Below are 17,747 nucleotides of genomic sequence, written 5' to 3' on the forward strand. Positions count from 1 at the left end.
TGCCCGTTGCGGTGAGGGGGCCGGCGTCACGGACGGTCGAGCATGTAGCCTACCCCGCGCACGGTGCGGATCGCCGGGCCGTCCGGCGCCAGCTTGCTGCGCAGGCGGGTGACGTTGACTTCGAGGGCGTTGGAGCCAACCGGATCGTCGAACCCGAAGACTTCGGCCTGCAGCGTCTCGCGCGAGACGATCTGGCCGGCGCGCGCGGCAAGCGCTTCGAGCACCGCCCATTCCCGGCGGCGCAGTTCCACCGGCCGCTCGCCCACTTCGACGCGTCCGGTAGAGCGGTTGATCGTCATCGTGCCGATCCGCATTTCCGGTGCGGCCTCGCTGCCGCCGCGCCGCCGGCCGAGCGCGCGCACGCGGGCTTCCAATTCCTCCACCTCGAATGGTTTGCGCAGATAATCGTCGGCGCCGAGGTCCAGCCCCCGCACGCGGTCGTCCAGGCCATCGCGCGCGGTGAGCATCAGCACCTGGACCTGGTCGCCGCGCGCCCGCATCCGTGCCAGCACCTCGAAGCCGTCGATGTCAGGCAGGCCCACGTCGAGGATGACCAGCGAATAGGGTTCCTTTGCGGAGACCGAGAGCGCTTCTTCACCGTAGGCGACATGATCGACCGCATGGCCCGCCGTGCGCAGCAGGGAGGCCACGCCGCGCGCGAGCTGGGCGTCATCCTCGACGATCAGGATGCGCACGGAACGCCCTCGGGCAAGAAATTTTCATGAAAGGCGCCGTGAAAGGTGAGTGACAGCTTCGGATCGTAGATCATGGGGCAGAGCTTATCCGCCATCGAGACGCGGAAAGCGAGAGGATACGGGATTGCGCAAGATCATCACCATTCTGGCATTCGCGGGCGCGCTCGTCTCGCCGGTCGCCACGGCACCGGTGCTTGCCGATCGGCCTTCGGGTTATCCGCGCTCCTACGAGAGCCTGATCGCCGATGCGCGCGCCGAAGGCACCGTGCGGATCTACGCCAATGCCGACAAGGCGGAGATGGTGCCGGTGGTCTCGGCCTTCCGCCGTGCCTATCCGGGCATCCAGGTGCTCTATGCCGATCTCGGTTCGGCGGAACTCTATCGCCGCTACACGGTGGAGACGCGCGCGAAGACCTACTCGGCGGACATCGTCTGGTCTTCGGCGATGGACCAGCAGATCAAGCTCATCAACGATGGCTACGCGCAGCAGTACGCCAGCCCCGAAAAGCCGGCGCTGCCCCAGGCCGCGGTGTGGAAGAACATGGGCTTCGGCGTCACCGCCGAGCCCATCGGCATCGTCTACAACAAGAAGCTGGTTCCGGCGGCATGGGTGCCGCAGAGCCACCAGCAGCTGGAGCAGCTGCTGCGCCGGCGCCGCGATGCCTTCATGGGCAAAGTGGCCACATTCGATCCGGCGCGCTCGGCCGTGGGTTATCTCTATCTCTCGCAGGACTTCCAGATCACCCGCGACACCCGCAGTCTGGTGGATGCGATGGCGGCGACGCGGCCGGTGCTGTCCACGCATACCGAGGAAATGCTGCAGGGCGTCGCTTCGGGCAAGCTGGCCATCGCCTACAACGTGATCGGTTCCTACGCGCTCGAACGGGCGCGGCGCGATCCCAACATCGGCGTCGTTTTCCCGCGCGACTACACGATCGTCACCTCGCGCATCGCCTTCATCTCGCGCGATGCGCGCCATCCGGCGGCGGCCCGGCTGTTCCTCGATTTCCTGCTTTCCCGTGCCGGGCAATCCCAGCTTGCCCGGCACAGCCTCTGGCCGGTGCGCACCGATATCGCTGCGCACCGGCTCCCTGTGGGGCAGGCGCGCCCGGTGCGCGTCGGCCCGCAGCTTCTCGTCAATCTCGATCGCCTGACCCGTGAGCGCTTCCTGCGCGACTGGAATGCGGCCCTTGCTTCTGGACGTAATACCCGATGAAAACCCTGACTTTGGGCTCGGCCCTCGTTGCGCTGGTCGCGGCGAACCCGGCGCTTGCCGAAACGCCGAGCAAGGAAGATCTCGCCGAACTGGTGCGCGCGCAGGCGGCCGAAATCGCCTCGCTGCGCCAGCGGGTGGAGAAACTGGAGGCGGAGCGTTCGGCGCCGGCCGTGGCTTCCGCGCCGCAGGTCCCGGCGGCTTCCGTGGCCGCCGCGTCGCCGCCGGTAGAGCCCTACGCCCCGCAACTGGTGCCGCCGGGACCGGCCGAGCGCGATGTGGAGCGCGTGCGCGCTGCTGCCGTCGCCGCCTCGGGCGTCAGCACCGAATGGGGCGCGGGCCTGCCGGTGTTCCACTCGGCGGACGGCATGTTCAGCTTCAAGCCGCGCGGGCGCATCCTCACCGATGTCAGCACCACGACCGGCTCGAAGTATTCCGGCCGCAACCTCACCACCACCGGCATGCGCGCGCTGCGCCTTGGGCTTGAGGGCACGGTCGGCACGCACTTCTTCTACCAGTTCGAGAGCGACTTCTCGGAGAACGAGGTCGATATCGTCACCGCCTTCATGGGCTGGCGCAACCGCATCGCGCCCGGCATGGACTATGACGTGCGCGTCGGCCACTTGTTCAACGACCGCAGCTTCGAAGGCTCGACGGGATCGGATTCGACGCCCTTCCTCGAACGCACCGTGGTGGCCACCGCGATCATTCCGCAGCGGGGCTTCTACGGCCTTGGCGTGATGCCGCGCCTGTTCTGGAAGACCGGCCATGCCTCGCTGACCGTCACCGGGGACCGTATCGACGGCGACCAGAGCACCTCGGACAACCGCACCGTGCTGGCCCGCGCGCACTGGAACCCGATCAAGTCGGACCGTCAGGTGCTGCACCTCGGCGTGTGGGGCTTCGACGAGCATCTGCAACCGGGCAAGAACATTCTCACCCGCAACACCGTGATCGGCGGGCGCTTCAACGGCGCGCTGCGGCTTTCCACCGGCACGCTGATCGGCGGCACCGGCACCACCGGCTACGGCGTGGAACTGGGCGGCTATTCCGGCCCGGTCTGGCTGATGGGCGAGGCGGGCGAGCGCCATGCCCGGCTCGACAATGGCCGTCCCGATTACGTGACCCGCGCGTGGAGCGTTTCGGGCGGCTGGTTCCTCACCGGCGACTTGCCCCCCTACAACCCGCGCCTCGGCAGCTTCGGCCAGCCCAAGGTGCTGCACTCCGTCTTCGACGGCGGCCCCGGCGCGATCGAGCTGACCGCCCGCTACGAAAACCTGGAGTTCGACGACATCACCTCGCCCGCGCAGGGCTGGGCGGCGACGCTGGGTGTGAACTGGTATCTCAACAGCTTCACCCGCTTCCAAGTCAACGCGATCCACTGGAACACCCAGAACACCGCCGGTGTCTACACCGGCAACGATGACGGCGAGACGCTCAGCGCGCGTGTCGGCGTCACGTTCTGATCCGTCCCATCCATCCATGACAGACATTCGGGGACAATCATGAGTCTCGCCCTTATCGGCTTCCTGATGGTGGCCACTTTCATGACGCTCATCATGACCAAGCGGATGACCCCGCTGGTTGCGCTGGTCGTCGTGCCCACGCTGTTCGCCCTGCTTGCCGGTTTCCATGCCGGGCTTGGCGACATGATGATCGAGGGCCTGACCAAGCTGGCGCCCACCGGCGTCATGCTGCTCTTCGCGATCCTGTTCTTCAGCACGATGACCGACACCGGCCTGTTCGATCCGCTGGTGGGCCGCCTGATCCGCTTGGTTCACGGCGACCCGATGCTGATCCTGATCGGATCGGTGGTGCTCTGCGCGCTCGTCAGCCTCGATGGCGACGGTTCGACCACCTACATCATCACGATGGCCGCCATGCTGCCGCTCTACAAGCGCTACGGCATGAACCGGCTCTACCTCGTCTGCCTCTTGATGGTGACGAGCGGGGTGATGAACCTCACCCCCTGGGGCGGGCCGACCGCGCGCGCGGCCAGTGCGCTGAAGCTTGATCCCTCCGCACTGTTCCTGCCGCTGATCCCAGGCATGATCGCGGGTCTTGCCTTCCTGATCCTGCTGGCGATCCATTTCGGCCGCAAGGAACGCCGCCGCATCGGCCGTGTCGAGAAGGCGACCCCGCGCGAGCTGGAGGACTTCGCCGTCTCGCAGTGGCCGGAGGCGCGCCGCCCGAAGATGCTCTGGTTCAATGCCGCACTGGTCGTCGCGCTGCTGGTGCTGCTGGTGTGGGGCGTGCTGCCGCTGCCGATCCTGATGATGCTGGCTTTCGCCGTCTCGATGATCGCCAACTATCCCCAGGTGAAGGAGCAGAAGGAGCGCATTGCCGCCCATGCGGGCAACGTGCTGGCTGTCGTCTCGCTGATCTTCGCGGCGGGCATCTTCACCGGCATCCTTTCGGGCACCGGCATGGTGGAGGCGATGAGCCGCGAGGTGGTGAACTTCATTCCGCCGTTCCTTGGCCCCTACATGGCGCCGATCACCGCGCTGATCAGCCTGCCGGGCACGTTCTTCATCTCCAACGACGCGTTCTACTTCGGCATGCTGCCGATCCTTGCCGAAGCGGGCACGCATTACGGCGTGGAGCCGATGGCCATTGCCCGCGCCTCGCTGATGGGCCAGCCGGTCCACCTGCTGAGCCCGCTGGTGCCTTCGACCTATCTGCTGGTCAGCCTTGCCGGTGTGGACCTTGCCGACCACCAGCGCTTCACGCTGGTTCCGGCGGCGCTGTGCTGCCTCGTCATGACGATCACGGGCATGTTGTTTCTGGCCTTTCCCTTCGTGGGGTGACAGGAGGCGCGCATGACAGCCCCAGCCCCCCGCGAACAGATGATTGCGATCCTTTACCGGCGCGCGAGCCGCCGGTGATCGGCATCATCGCCAAGCCCAGCCTGACCGGTCTCGGCTGCCCGGGGTGCGAGGACGAAGACAGTCTATCCACCATCGCTGCAGCCGCTTGTCGCTGGAGCTATTCCGATTTCCTCGTGGCGACCGCGCGCGGCGCCTGGACCAACAGGACTATTTTTGCATGACCGACTTGTGGCAGCACATCGTTGCCGATTTCTCCAACCTCGGCTCGCCGGCCGCGCTTACCGCGTTCGGGCAGGTCGTGTTGATCGACGTGATGCTGGCGGCGGACAATGCCATTGTCGTCGGCGCGCTTGCCGCCGGCTTGCCTGCGGCGATGCGCCGCAAGGTGATCCTCATCGGCGTGTTGGCCGCGCTGGGGCTGCGCATCGTGTTCGCGCTTGCAGTCACCCAACTCATGCAGTTGGTCGGCCTCGTCTTCGCGGGTGGACTCCTGCTGGTCTGGGTGGCCTGGAAGATGTGGCGCGAGTTGCGCGTCGAGGCGGGTGAGGGCGATGAAGCAGACGTCGTTAGCCCGACCGTGCCGCGCTCCTTTGCCGCTGCGGCATGGGCCGTGGCGCTCGCCGATGTCAGCATGAGTCTCGATAATGTGCTCGCCGTGGCGGGTGCTGCGCGGGAACATCCGGGCATCCTGGCCATCGGCCTGATCCTTTCGGTCGCACTGATGGGCCTTGCCGCCAATGCCCTTGCCCGTGTGATCGAGCGGTATCGCTGGATCGCCTATGTCGGTCTGGCGGTCATTCTTTGGGTCGCGGGCAAGATGATCTGGGAGGGCCTGTTCGATCCTGCCCAGGGCCTTCTGACGCTGGTGTGAGCGCTGGCCTGAAGTCCGGATAAAGCAAGCGCAGCGGGCGTTATGCCCGCTGCGCCGCTTGAGCCGTTGGGGGGGCAAGGCGGCTCAAATCGGGATCGTTGCCATCAGGAATGGAAGTTCCGGCAGGAGGGAATATTCTGGTGCAGGACGCCGCGCACCCGGACAAGCGACCGGGCATGGCGTGGATACGCTCGGAGACGCCTGCGCTTTCGTGGCCATTGCCGGAACCCTCGCAAAGCCCGTTCGGGCGTGGAATGCACACAGCATCGGCTACGCGCACATGCTTTCCGGAGCGATTTGCGATCCGGTCTTATCGGATCCACTGCTCCAGGATTATGATTGTCCGCGTTTCTCGATTCGTCAGGTGCATTCACCTTTTTAAGAATCGTGAAAGTCGCGATGAAGGCGATATTTTATTAATGTAATGAACTATTTTTGAAAAATTCAGTTTATGAATTTTATTCTTGCAGCATGAAATGTTGTTGGAGTTCGTCAAAACTCTGTGGATTTCGATGCTGTCTACAGCTGTGGGTCGAACAAGATTTTTCCCGCTCTGTCGGATGCGTCTGAAAGCAAAATTGCCTATCAGTTGGCGGGTTGTCAAATGGGCCAAATTGCGCACTGCATTCTTAGCGTTCGCCCCGAAAATGCCGGAAAACGGGGGCGCAGCGTCTGTCAGGCAAGCCCTATCCGCGCCGGATGCCGGGGGGTGCATCCGGCGCGTGTGGCTGCATGTAGCCAGCCGCACTGGCTTCAGCTTGGAAGCGCGATGTTCTCTTCGTTGCGACCCGAAGGAGATACGACGATGCGGTTCCAGCATCCGTAATGTTCCCTGTGCCGTGGGCCCAATCACAATTCATCGGTACTCCATAAAGCCCCCTTATGGGCGGGGCGTGCAACCGCGGCGCCTGGAGGCGAGACTCGTCGCGATTCTCGAGGATTCGTTCGAGGTAGCTCGGACAAGGACACGGAACCGGGCCGCGGCCTGAAGCGCGGCAAAGGCCTCGGTGCCATTTTCGAACTCCTGCATTTCCAGCGGAATGCGCGGTTGGCGGCATGGCCGGGCCCCCCGCTTGACGGCACCTGATTCTCACCTTAATTAGAATGCGTATTCCGGTTTTATATAAGGCGCGACCAGCATGGTACGCGCCGGTATGGGAGAGAGAAATGAGACTGGCATTCGTGCTTCTTTCGACGTCGGCGCTGGCCGTTCCCGCGATGGCCCAGGCGCAGGCGGCAACCGACGCGCCTGCGGCCCAGGAGCCGCAGCAGCAGGAACAGGGTTTTGGCGAGATCATCGTGACCGCCAACCGCACCGCATCGTCGGCGCAAGACACCCCGATCGCGCTCAACGTCTATTCGGGCGACGCCTTGCGTGACGCCGGCATCTCGTCGGTGCGTGATCTGGCCGCCATCGACCCCAGCGTGAACATCTCGCCTTCGGCCGGCGCTGCCTATGTCGCCGTGCGTGGCATCGCGTCCACCGACGTGACCGAAATCGGCGATCCCTCGGTGCCGATCGCGCGTGACGGGTTCTACACCAACCGTCCTTTTTCGATTAATGCGTCGATGTACGACCTTGCCCGCATCGAGGTGCTCAAGGGGCCGCAGGGCACGCTCAACGGCCGTAACTCCACCGGGGGCTTGATCAGCCTGATCACCAACCGCCCCGCTTTCACCAACGGCGGTTACAGCACGGTCGAAGTCGGCAACTACGGCGCCTTCACCGGCGAGATGGGGGCCAACCTTGCCTTGAGCGATCATTTCGCGGTGCGCGCTTCGGGCACTTTCATTACCCATGACGGCTACCGCAAGCTCGACGGCCCGGCCAAGGACGGCGATGACGAGAATTTCGCCTCCGGCCGTATCCAGGCGCTCTACAAGAACGACGGCTTCTCCGCCTGGGTGTCCTACCAGCACGATTCCCGCAGCGTGAACGGTGATGCGCAGTTCAAGTCGACCCTGGGCGGCCCCAAGCCTTCGTTCAAGAACCTCGATCCGTTCCCCAACGACACGCTGACATCTACCCGCCTCGAGGGTGACCGTTTCCGCTGGGAGCTGGCCTACGCAACGCCGGGCAATCTCAACTTCGTTTATGCCGGGGGCTACGACAAGCAGCACTGGACCAACGTGCTCGATGCTACCGGCCCGTCCTATCCTGCCAACCGCCAGTTCCGCCAGAGCGAGACGCCGACGACCTGGAACCATGAGTTCCGCGTCAGCAACGATTCCGCCTCGCGCCTGTTCATTCAGGCTGGTTACTTCCGCTTCCAGGAAAACAACACTGTCGATTCCGGGCTCTACAACCTCGACATGACCGGTGATTATGCCGCTGGCGGTCCGCTGGAAAGCTTCGGGCAGCCCGATCAGTACGGCATCAAGTTCGATTACAGGATCAAGACCCGTTCGCAGGCGCTGTTTGCCCAGACGGACTACGACATTACCGACCAGCTTCAGCTCACCGTCGGGGGGCGTTACACCTGGGACAAGAAGTCGCGTTCGGGGCAGGCGGTGCTGTTCCTGCCGGCGCTCGCCAGCCCCTTCGCTCCGGCGCTCACGCTTACCACGCCCGGCGAGGGCAAGCTCAGCGAGAGCCAACCGACCTGGCATGTCGGCCTCAACTACCGTCCGATGCCCAACACGCTGATCTATGCCAAGTACGACCGCGGCTACAAGTCGGGCGGGTTCAACTCGAACGGCAGCGCCGCCTCGGTGCCTTACGGGCCGGAAAAGCTCGACGCCTTCGAACTCGGCACCAAGAACTCGTTCATGGGCAACACGCTGCAGGTCAACGCCGACGTGTTCTATTCGGACTACAAGGGTTATCAGGCCTCGCAGACCTCCAGCGTGGTTGATGGCGGCAGCGGCACCTTCAACGTCGGGAGCGCCAAGATCCTCGGCGCCGAGGCGGAAGTGAAGGCGCTATTGGGCGAACATACCCGCATCGGTGTCAGCGCCGCTTACCTGCACACCAAGTTCGGCAGCGGCATCGTCGTCAACGATGGCGACGGAAACCCCATCGACATCAGTGGCAACCGCCTGCCCAACGCACCGAGCTTCACCACCACGGCTTCCATCGATCAGGACTTCGCGGTGGGCGGTGGCAAGGTTACCGCGCATCTCGACGGCAAGTATTCGTCGAGCTATTATTTCTCGGTGTTCAATCTCGACGACGTCAAGACTTCGTCGTTCTTCATGGCCAACGCGTCGCTCAGCTACGAACCGGAGGTCGGCGGCTGGAAGGTACAGGCCTTCGTGCGCAACATCTTCGACAAGAACGTGCTGGCCTATGCGCAGCAGAACTTCGTGTCCCATACCGACAACTACCAGTTCCAGCCGCCGCGTACTTATGGCGTGCGGGCCAGCGTGAACTTCTGATGATCTGATCGAGGCGGCGCGCAACCGGGGTGTTGCGCGCCGTCATTCACCTCTCAAGCGCGAGCTTCTGCATCCAGCAGCGCCTTTCGCGGTTTCCGATCCGATTGCATCGGATCAACTGCTCTACGGTTGTGGTTTTACGCGTTTTCCAATCAGGTGTTTCCACCTGATTGGAAAACGCTCTTGGCGCGGTCCGGGAAGGGTAGCGGGCCTTCGAACGCCCTTGCGGCGCGTACGCTTTCGCGTGTCTCGAAACGCTCCGAGAAGCGGGCGAGGGCATCGAGCCCGGCCAGTGCCTCGCCGAAATGCGGCAGATAGCTGACAAAAATGCCGAGATAGGCATCGGCAATCGTGAAACGATCCCCCACCAGCCAGTCATGCGCCGTCAGTCGCTGTTCGAGCGGCGCATAGGCTTCGCGCAGGCGCTGGCGGGCGGCCTTGCGGATACCCTCGTGTGCGGCGGGATCGTCGGAATAGAGATGCGGGCGATTGCCGACGCGCTGGGTGGCGCCATGGATTTCCGAATTGATGTAGCCGATCCACGACTGGATCTCGGCGCGCTCGATGGATCCCACCGGGGCCAACAGCGCTGTGCCGGGGGCCAGGTCCGCGAGGAAAGGCAGGATCGCGCTGTTCTCGCCGATCACCTTGCCGTCGGCGAAGCGCAGGGCGGGGATGCGGCCATGCGGCGTCAGCGCCTTGAGATCGTCGCCGCCGGGGCCGAGCCGCAGCAGCACGACGTCGATCGGCAGCGCCAGTTCGCGGATCACGACATGGGCAGGCAGGCTGGTGGCGCCGGGCGCGGCGAGCAGTTCGAGCGGCAGTTCGGCACGCTGGGTCATGCATGGCTCCTTCGGTCGGCGAGAGCAGGGCGGGGGGCGGTGTCGGCGGAGAAACCGTCTGCCGGGCGGGCAAGGCCGAGGTTTCCGCGCAGTGTGCGCCCCGCGTATTCGTGACGGAACAAGCCGCGCCGCCGCAGTTCGGGCAGGACCAGTTCGATCACGTCGTCGAGGCCCTGCGGGAAAATCGGGGCGAGGATGTTGAACCCGTCCGCAGCGCCGCTCTCGAACCATTCCTCGAGCTGGTCGACGACTTCGACCGGCGTGCCCACCAGCACCAGATGCCCGCGTGCGGCGGACATGCGCGAGACCAGTTGGCGCACCGTCAGCCCTTCTTCCAGCGCGAGGTCGTAGAACAGCTTCTGGCGGCTCTGCCAGCCTTCGGTGAACGGCGGCGGGGGCGGTGGCGCGTCGAGATCGGCACCGGTCAGGTCCCACTCGAGGAAAGTCCTGATGCTCTGGAGCGCCCCGCCCATGTCGACGAAGTCGTGAAGCTGCGCGAGTTTGGCTTCGGCCTCCTCGCGCGTCGGGGCGACGTAGATGGTAACGCCCGGCAGCACGAGCACATCGTCGCGCGACCGGCCCAGCGCTTCGGCCTGGTCCTTCAGCCCTTGCACGAAGGCCCGCGAGGCAAGGCGGCTCTGCTGGGCTGTGAAGACCAGTTCGGCGGTGGCCGCGGCGAGCTTCTGGCCGTCTTGCGAGGAGCCGGCCTGCACGATAACCGGATGGCCCTGAACCGGGCGGCCGGTCTGCAAGGGGCCGCGCACACGGAAATGCTCGCCCTCGTGGTTCACGAAGCGCAGCTTTGCCGGATCGTAGAAGCGGCCGCCGGCCTTGTCGGCGATCACCGCGTCATCGGCGAAACTGTCCCACAGCGCCTTCACCACTTCGACATGCTCGGTAGCGATCTGGTAGCGGTTGTCGTGGCTGAGCTGGCGGTCGAGGCCGAAGTTGGCCGCTTCCGCGTCGCTGCCCGAGGTCACCAGGTTCCACCCGGCGCGCCCGCCCGAAAGCTGGTCGAGCGCGGCGAACTTGCGGGCGACATGGTAAGGCGCAAGGTAAGTGGTGGAAACCGTGGCGATCAGGCCGATGTGGCTGGTGTGCGTGGCCAGCGCCGAAAGCAGCGTCAGCGGTTCGCCGGTGTAGACCGGCGGTGTATAGGCGATGGTCTCGGGCGAGCCGCCGAACAGCGCCACGTTGTCCGCCAGGAACACCGCATCGAACTTCGCCGCCTCGGCCTTGCGGGCAAGGTCCAGCCAGTAGTCGAAGCGGAACGGCGCTTGCGGGTCGACATCGGGGTGGCGCCAGGCGGCGGCGTGGTGGCCGACGCCGAACAGGAAGGCGCCGAGGCGCATCTGGCGGCGGGGTCTTGCCGTGTCTGTCATCGGTCAGAACTTTCGCGAGATGGTGAGGCCATACGTGCGCGGATTACCGAAGACTTCGGTGATCGGCGCGGAGGCCGAGGCCGGGGAATAGGCAACGGCGTAGCGTTCGTTGGTGAGGTTCTTGACCCAGACCTGTGCGGTCCAGCTATTGTCCTGTGTGCGCAGGCCGATACCGGCATTGGTGATCGCCACCGCGTCCTGCCAGCCATAGATCGAGCGCGGGTTGATGAGCGCGACCTTGCTTTTCCAGCTGGTGTTGACGTAGCCGGTGAGCACCCAGTTGTCGTCGATCGGCTGGTCGAGGTCGATCCCGCCCTGCAGCGTCCATTTGGGGGCACCGACGATCTGGTATCCGGTCAGGCTGAGCGGCACCGAGGCGCCGCCGTTGGCGACCTGATACTCGACCGGCGCCGGGGCATCGCCGTAATCGAGGTACTTGGCGTCGTTGTAGGCGGCGTTGAAGTTGAGGCCAAGCGCGGGGACCGGGCGCAGGGCGGTTTCCAGTTCGAAGCCGCGCAGTCGCACCTTGCCGACATTGGCGAGGTAGCTGCCGAAGGTGGCATTGCTGCTGTCGACGCGGGCGGCCTGATAGTCCTTGATGGTGTTGTTGTAGAGGTTGAGGTTAACCGTCGCCTTGCCGTCCAGCCAGGTGGACTTGATACCGCCTTCGAAGTCGGTGGACTTCTCGGGCCTGGTGATGACGAGGCTTGCCTGCGAAGCGGTGGCCGAGGTGTTGGCCGCGCCCGACTTCTCGCCATAGCTGGCCGAGGCGTAGAGCAGCACGTTGGGGGTCACCTGCCAGGCCGGATTGGCCAGCCATGCCCAGGACCCGCGGTTCACCGAATCCGAGATCGAGTAGCTACCCGCCGCGCTGCCCGAAGTGCCGCCCAGGTTGTTGAGCAGCGCCGTGCGGTAGGCGGCCAGCGCCGATGTCAGGGTTGCCCCGCCAAGGCTGTAGCCCTCGACGTCGACCGACTTCTTTTCGTAGGTATAACGCAGGCCGCCGGTCAGCGAGAGCGTGGGGGTGACATGGAATGTTGCCTGGCCGAAGCCGGCGATGCTGTCGATGTGCAGGCGGCCGTCGCGGTCGTACTCCAGCCCGTCGGTCACCGAGGAAGGCAGCGCGGGGGAGAGGAAGAAGGCGGTGGAATCGGACCCGAAGATCGTGCGCAGGTTGCTGCGCAGGTCCTCGTGCAGGTAATAGGCGCCGATCTGCCAGTCGAGCACGTCGCTTGGCTTGGAGGCCAGGCGCAGTTCCTGCGAATACTGGTTCACGTCGACGTCGTAGCCGGCGCGGTAGATGTCGTAAGGGGTGTAGTCGCTGTCGTTATAGGGGCGGAAATAGAGGCGCCGCCAGGCCGATACCGACGTCAGGTTCACGCCGCCGAGGTCCCAGTTGATCTCGTTGGAGACGCCGTCGGTGCGGGCGACAAGACGGTCCTGGTTGTTGAGATTGGCGTTGTGCGGCGCGTTGAAGTCGGGCGTGTAGCCGAAGGCATTGGCCAGCTTGCTCGACCAGCCGCTGCGGGCAGAGACGACCGCGCCGGTGTTCGGATCGAGGTTCTGCGTCACGTCGCCGATGGCCGGATAGAAGTTGTTGCGTTCCTGGCTGTCGTAATGCTCGACGATCAGGCGCGAGGAGATGTCGCTGGTCGGCGTGAACAGCAATTGGCCGCGCAGGGACCAGCGGTGATTGTCGAGCAGCTTGTCGCCGTTGTACTGGTTGGTTACCCAGGCGCCGCCGTAGCTGTTGGCAAAGGTCAGGCGGTAGGCCAGCTTGTCGGCGATGATCGGGCCGGTGGCATTCAGGCGGATCTGTGCGGCATCGTAATTGCCGTAAGTGCCGGTGACGGTGAGCGAGGGATCGAAGCTTGGCTTGGCGGTCTGCACGATTACCGCGCCGATCGTGGTGTTCTTGCCGAGCAACGTGCCCTGCGGCCCGCGCACGACCTGGATGTTTTCGAGATCGACAAAATCGAGCCAGGAGAAGCCGACATGGGTGAAGAACACGTTGTCGACGATGAGGCCCACGCCGCCCTCGGCGCCGTCGTTGCTGGCATTGCCGCCAAGACCGCGCACGTAGAGCCCGGATACGCGGGTGTTCTGTTGCAGCGCGCTGAAGTTGGGGACCTTGATGGCGAATTCGCTGACGCGCTCGATGCGCTTGGCGGTCAGTTCCGCGCCCGAGACAGCCGAGATCGCCAGCGGCACTTCCTGCAGGCTCTCCTCGCGGTGGCGGGCGGTGACGACGATGGTGGTGCCCTCATCGCCCGAGGCGCTGTCGGCGGCCGGTTCGGCGGCAGGCGCGGCGGTTTCCTCGGCATGGGCCATGGCGGGCAGCGACAGCGCGCTGGAGGCGAGAAGCAGTGCGCCGATCTTCGCATGGTAGCGATCAGCCAGAATATTCGACATCTTCGTGTAAACCCCAAGTCGGGCACGCGCCTGCGCTCCGCCGGCCGCGACTACGCGGGGGCGGGCATCGCAGGGCACGCGCCGCGCGTTCCTTGCGCGGCTATCGGCCCGTGAATTTGCGTGTATCGTGCGGTGCGTCGTAGCCGGCGCACAGGCAGGCGGGGGAACGGCCCCCGCGCGGCATCGCGGTGTGGTCTAAACCTGGATACGCATCGTATCACCCCTTGCTGGTGGGGAACACGAAGCCTGGCGATGTCGCCTTAGCGTCGCGCGCTTTAGCCGTTGGTGACGCGGAGCAAGCTGCTTCCCGATCAAAAGCCGCGGACTGGAGAAGGGCCTCACGGCAGAACCGTGTGGGCATGACGAGCCAGTATCCCCTCGTCTTGTTTCTCAACCTATTTAATAGACATTGAGCCGTCAAGCGGGGGGCGCCGCTCCGGACCCGCAAAGGCCCAAACCAATTCTATGCCGGGCGCAAGGTGACCTTATCGCCAGTCCTTGGCCTGTGCTGCTTTCTCCTGCGCCGCGTCGAGCGGGTCGCCGGCCATCATGTCCTGCGCGGCGGCCATCAGGCTGGCTTCGGCGGACCCTGCCTGCCGGTACGCGCCGGTCTGCGCGGGAGCACCGGTCATCGTGCGTTCGAGCAGCCAGTTGCCGTCCTGCTTGCAGGCGATGCCGGACGTGGCAGCCCCCGCAAAGACGCGGCAATAGCTGCCGTCCTGGCGCTTGAAGCTGGCGAGGATGCGCATGTCGGCGGCAGGTTCGGCCGCAGCGAGCTGGCGGTCAAGCCCGCGCGCCAGCGAACCTGAGGCGACCAGCCCTGCGCTGGTCTGGGTGATCGGCCCGCTGCCGCCGTGGAGCTGGGCGCCCAGCATGAGGCCTACCACCAGCGAGGCGGCAATCGCGAAACCCATGCGGCGATCCGCGAAGATCGGCACGCGGGGACCCTTGGCAGCGCGTTTGCGGGCCTTTTCGGCTTCGTCCCGGCGTGTCCTTGCGGCGGCGAGATCGACGACCTCGGCCGGTTTCGGGCGGCTGGCGCTGGTCGCAGTTTCGGTCAGGCCGTGCGCGCTGTCCTCGGCTGCGGTGCGGGCGACAAGCGCGGTCAGGGCAGCGGGCACCGGTTCGTCCGCCACCGGATCGAGATGGCCGCGCAGGGCGGCGCGCAGGCTGCGCTCCGCCTCCAGCCGCCGGGCGAGGGCGGGATCGGCGGCGACAGCCGCTTCTACACGGGCCGCTTCTTCGCCGGACAATTCGCCGTCGGCCAGGGCCATGAGCTCTTCGGGGGTCACGCTCATGCGGGTTCTCCAAGTTCCTTCAAGAGTGCCTCGCGGCCGCGGCCGAGGCGGGAGGTCAGGGTGCCTTGCGGAATGCCGATGATCTCCGCTGCTTCCTTGTACGAAAAGCCTTCCACCAGCACGAGCACCACGGCTTCGCGTTGCTCGGCGGGCAGGCGCGCCAGCGCCCGGTCGACATTGCCGAGTTCCACGCGGTTTTCCGCATCGAGATCGCCCGCCACGCCCACGTTCGCGCCTTCGTCCTCGTGCACGAACGTCTGTGCGCGGCGGCTGCGGGCCCTGGTTTCGTCGATCCATTGGTTACGCATGATCCGGTACACCCAGGCGTCGAGCCGCGTGCCTTCCTGCCACTGGCCGCGCGCCACCAGGGCGCGTTCGACGGTCGTCTGGCACAAATCGTCGGCGTCTGCCGCGTTCTGTGTCAGCCCCCGTGCGAAACGCCGCAAGCGTGGCAGCAATGCCGTCAATTCGTTGCAGAAGCTGTGCGTACTCATCGAAATATCGTTTCCGTGAGGATGAAACGTCCCGATGGCACCGTTTCATCCTTGAACGCTACCGATTTTTGCTGTGGGAACGAGGAATGGGTCGAAGGTCTGAAATGTGTGCGGGGCTGGCCGCGCTGGTTATGGCGGCATTCGCCGCACCCGCCGGTGCGCAACTGGGTCTGCCGGGTGGGCTCGATCCGCTGGGTGCGATCGATCGCACGCGGGGGGCGGTGTCTGGCGCTGCGGAGGACGTGGTGGACCGCTCGCTGTCTGGCGTGTCGGCGATTGTCGGGGATGCCCGCCAACTGGCGCAGGACCGGCTCGGACGGCTGCGCGATTTCGTCTCCGCCCGGCGTGACAGCGTGGATTGGGATGACCGGCACGAACCGGCCCGTGCCGGCGAACTGCTGCTGCTCGACCCCGATGTCGAGAGTCTCGCGCGGGCGGCGGACACGGGTTTTGCGCTGATCGAACAGGGCGAGATCGGGGACCTTGGCATTGCTTATGCCCGTCTGGCGACCCCGCGGGGCGAACCGCTTGCGCGCGCCATTGCCCAGTTGCGCCGCGCCTTGCCGGGGCATGAGATCACGGCGGACCAGTTGCATTTTCCTTCGGGCACCGCCTCTGCAAAAGCGAGCGGCCGTCCAGCCGCGGCGCTGCCCAAGGGCGGGACGGTGGGCGTGATCGACGGCGGCATTGCCGGATCGGACCGGCTGGCAGGACAAGGCGCCTTTGCCACGGGCGGGCCGAAGGCGAACGACCATGCCTCGGCCATTGCCTCGCTGCTCAAGGGGGCGGGGACGGCGCGGATCTACGGCGCCGATGTCTACGGCACCGATCCGGCTGGCGGGAACGCGCTGGCGATTGCCCGCGCGCTCGGCTGGATGGCCGCGCAGCGGGTGCCGGTGGTCTCGATCAGCCTGGTCGGCCCTGCCAATCCCTTGCTGGCCCGCGCGGTCGGTGCGGCGCGGGCAAGGGGCATCGTGGTCGTCGCCGCCGTTGGCAATGACGGCGCGGCGGCACCGCCGGCCTTTCCGGCGTCCTATACCGGCGTCATTGCGGTGACCGGCGTCGATGGGCGTGGGCGGGTGCTGATCGAGGCAGGAAAGGCTGCTCATCTCGATTATGCAGCTCCGGGTGCGGACATGACGGCGCTGGTGCCCGGCAAAGGGCGGATCGGGCTGCGCGGAACCTCGTTTGCTGCCCCGCTCGCGGCCGCACGTATCGCTGCGCGGATCGGACAGGGTAAAGATGCCGGGGCGGCCTTGCAGGCGGCCAATGGCGAAGCGCTGGCACCGTCGCGGCGGACCGGGCGCGGGGTGCTTTGCATGGTCTGTCGTACCGGCGAGTAACCCCTTTCCCAATTTTTTCGCCGGGCCGACGGATGAAACCGGAAAGGCCATCCGTTCCTCTCTCAGACCCATCGCAATGGCGCCTCGGCGCGGCGGCGGACAGGACAAGCAGAGGAAAGGAACCGGAACGATGAAGCGCATCACTATCAGCAAGGCAAACCTCGGTGCGGCTCTGGCGGCAGTTGCCGTCGCCATGGTGCCCGGTGCGGCGCAGGCCCAGCTTCTGGGTGGCGGCGGTTTGGGGGGCAGTCTCGGCGGGGCGCTGGGCGGCTCGCTGGGCGGCGGCATCGGCTCGGTCGGCAGCACGCTCGATGGCATGGGCAGCGCAGCGGGCGACATGAGCATCACCCGCAGCGCGCGTTCGGCAAACGCATCGGGCTCGGGCAGCGGCAGTGGCCGCGCCAGCAAGAAGGTGACGGCGCCTGCGGTTTCCGCGCCCGATGCTTCCGGTGCCGGCGATGCCGTTTCCAACGCACGCACGGCGGCCAGCAGCCTTGCCGGTTCGGCGGTTTCGGGCGCAACCTCGCGGGCGGGTTCGGCGCAGGGTACGCTGAGTTCGCTTGCCGGCAATGCGGCTACTTCGGGGAGCGGTGCGACCTCGGGCGCGGCGAGCCATGGCGCTTCGGGCACGACTGCGAACGGTTCCGCCACCGGTAACGGCGCGTCGAGCGGCAACCTGGCTGCCCCGACGCTGCCCGATGCGACGGGTACGGCCAGCGGCGCGGCCTCGCAGCTGGCCGGAGCCGCCGGTTCGGCCCGCGATGCGGCAGTGAACCGCGCATCGAATGCGGCTTCGACGGCACAGGACACGGCTTCGAGCGCCAATGCGCAAGGTTCGGGCAACGGTTCCGGCACGGCCACGGCGGGCAAGCATAGCGCCACGGCAGCTGGCTCGGGCTCCGGTTCTGCTTCCGGCAGCGGCGGCTCGATCAGCCTGAGCGCTTCGGCCAGCGGTAACTGAACCGACACAGACCCCCCGCGCGCCGTCGTC

The 17,747-nt window shown here is 65.8% G+C and carries 15 protein-coding genes; 8 read left to right on the forward strand and 7 right to left on the reverse strand.

What is annotated here, in order from left to right; all coding sequences use genetic code 11:
* Window positions 1-26 precede the first annotated feature (26 nt).
* Window positions 27-695 (reverse strand): response regulator transcription factor, encoded by a 669-nt coding sequence (locus DM450_RS19740; protein ID WP_185928830.1) that lies wholly within the window; start codon window positions 693-695, stop codon window positions 27-29.
* A gap of 124 nt (window positions 696-819) precedes the next feature.
* Here DM450_RS19740 and DM450_RS19745 point away from each other — a divergent pair, with 124 nt between their 5' ends.
* The 5 genes from DM450_RS19745 (at window position 820) to DM450_RS19760 (ending at window position 5,607) form a co-directional block, all read left to right on the forward strand.
* The gene (locus tag DM450_RS19745; RefSeq protein ID WP_142638431.1) at window positions 820-1,911 is read left to right on the forward strand and encodes an ABC transporter substrate-binding protein; all 1,092 of its coding nucleotides are present in this window, start codon (window positions 820-822) and stop codon (window positions 1,909-1,911) included.
* Complete coding sequence (locus DM450_RS19750) at window positions 1,908-3,374, forward strand: OprO/OprP family phosphate-selective porin (RefSeq protein ID WP_142638433.1); 1,467 nt, start codon at window positions 1,908-1,910, stop codon at window positions 3,372-3,374. Before DM450_RS19745 ends, DM450_RS19750 begins: the two co-directional genes overlap by 4 nt.
* 39 nt (window positions 3,375-3,413) lie before the next feature.
* Complete coding sequence (locus DM450_RS19755) at window positions 3,414-4,715, forward strand: CitMHS family transporter (protein WP_142638435.1); 1,302 nt, start codon at window positions 3,414-3,416, stop codon at window positions 4,713-4,715.
* Window positions 4,716-4,789: 74 nt separating this feature from the next.
* Complete coding sequence (locus DM450_RS25920) at window positions 4,790-4,957, forward strand: hypothetical protein (protein WP_185928831.1); 168 nt, start codon at window positions 4,790-4,792, stop codon at window positions 4,955-4,957.
* Entirely contained in the window at window positions 4,954-5,607 is a 654-nt protein-coding gene (locus DM450_RS19760) for a YjbE family putative metal transport protein (RefSeq protein WP_142638438.1), read from the forward strand. Before DM450_RS25920 ends, DM450_RS19760 begins: the two co-directional genes overlap by 4 nt.
* A gap of 370 nt (window positions 5,608-5,977) precedes the next feature.
* Here the strand turns inward: DM450_RS19760 and DM450_RS26570 are convergent, their stop codons facing one another.
* Window positions 5,978-6,427, reverse strand: coding sequence for a glycosyltransferase family 92 protein (locus DM450_RS26570; RefSeq protein WP_142638440.1), 450 nt, complete (start codon window positions 6,425-6,427; stop codon window positions 5,978-5,980).
* A 347-nt stretch (window positions 6,428-6,774) separates the two neighbouring features.
* Here DM450_RS26570 and DM450_RS19770 point away from each other — a divergent pair, with 347 nt between their 5' ends.
* Window positions 6,775-8,985, forward strand: a complete 2,211-nt coding sequence (locus DM450_RS19770) for a TonB-dependent receptor (RefSeq protein ID WP_185928832.1) — start codon at window positions 6,775-6,777, stop codon at window positions 8,983-8,985.
* A 152-nt stretch (window positions 8,986-9,137) separates the two neighbouring features.
* Here DM450_RS19770 and DM450_RS19775 read toward each other — a convergent pair whose 3' ends face one another.
* From DM450_RS19775 to DM450_RS19795, 5 genes are all read right to left on the reverse strand, one after another.
* A complete protein-coding gene (locus tag DM450_RS19775) occupies window positions 9,138-9,827 on the reverse strand; it encodes a glutathione S-transferase family protein (RefSeq protein ID WP_142638443.1) in 690 nt (229 codons plus the stop codon).
* Window positions 9,824-11,209, reverse strand: coding sequence for an LLM class flavin-dependent oxidoreductase (locus DM450_RS19780; RefSeq protein WP_260610600.1), 1,386 nt, complete (start codon window positions 11,207-11,209; stop codon window positions 9,824-9,826). Before DM450_RS19780 ends, DM450_RS19775 begins: the two co-directional genes overlap by 4 nt.
* 3 nt (window positions 11,210-11,212) lie before the next feature.
* Window positions 11,213-13,621: a TonB-dependent receptor gene (locus tag DM450_RS19785; RefSeq protein WP_142638445.1), complete on the reverse strand. Its 2,409-nt coding sequence runs from the start codon at window positions 13,619-13,621 to the stop codon at window positions 11,213-11,215.
* Window positions 13,622-14,106: 485 nt separating this feature from the next.
* On the reverse strand, window positions 14,107-14,919 hold the full coding sequence (locus tag DM450_RS19790) for a hypothetical protein (RefSeq protein WP_142638447.1): 813 nt from the start codon (window positions 14,917-14,919) through the stop codon (window positions 14,107-14,109).
* Window positions 14,916-15,413, reverse strand: coding sequence for an RNA polymerase sigma factor (locus tag DM450_RS19795; protein WP_142638449.1), 498 nt, complete (start codon window positions 15,411-15,413; stop codon window positions 14,916-14,918). Before DM450_RS19795 ends, DM450_RS19790 begins: the two co-directional genes overlap by 4 nt.
* 86 nt (window positions 15,414-15,499) lie before the next feature.
* Between DM450_RS19795 and DM450_RS19800 the strand changes: the two genes are divergently transcribed.
* Both DM450_RS19800 and DM450_RS19805 read left to right on the forward strand, forming a co-directional pair.
* Window positions 15,500-16,756, forward strand: a complete 1,257-nt coding sequence (locus DM450_RS19800; protein WP_142638451.1) for a S8 family serine peptidase — start codon at window positions 15,500-15,502, stop codon at window positions 16,754-16,756.
* Between the two features lie 130 nt (window positions 16,757-16,886).
* Window positions 16,887-17,717 carry a hypothetical protein gene (locus DM450_RS19805; RefSeq protein WP_142638453.1) on the forward strand — a complete coding sequence of 277 codons (831 nt, stop codon included), beginning with the start codon at window positions 16,887-16,889 and terminating at the stop codon, window positions 17,715-17,717.
* Window positions 17,718-17,747: the final 30 nt, after the last annotated feature.

The organism is Sphingomonas sp. IC081 (genome assembly GCF_006874585.1).
In the GTDB taxonomy this organism is placed as follows: domain Bacteria; phylum Pseudomonadota; class Alphaproteobacteria; order Sphingomonadales; family Sphingomonadaceae; genus Novosphingobium.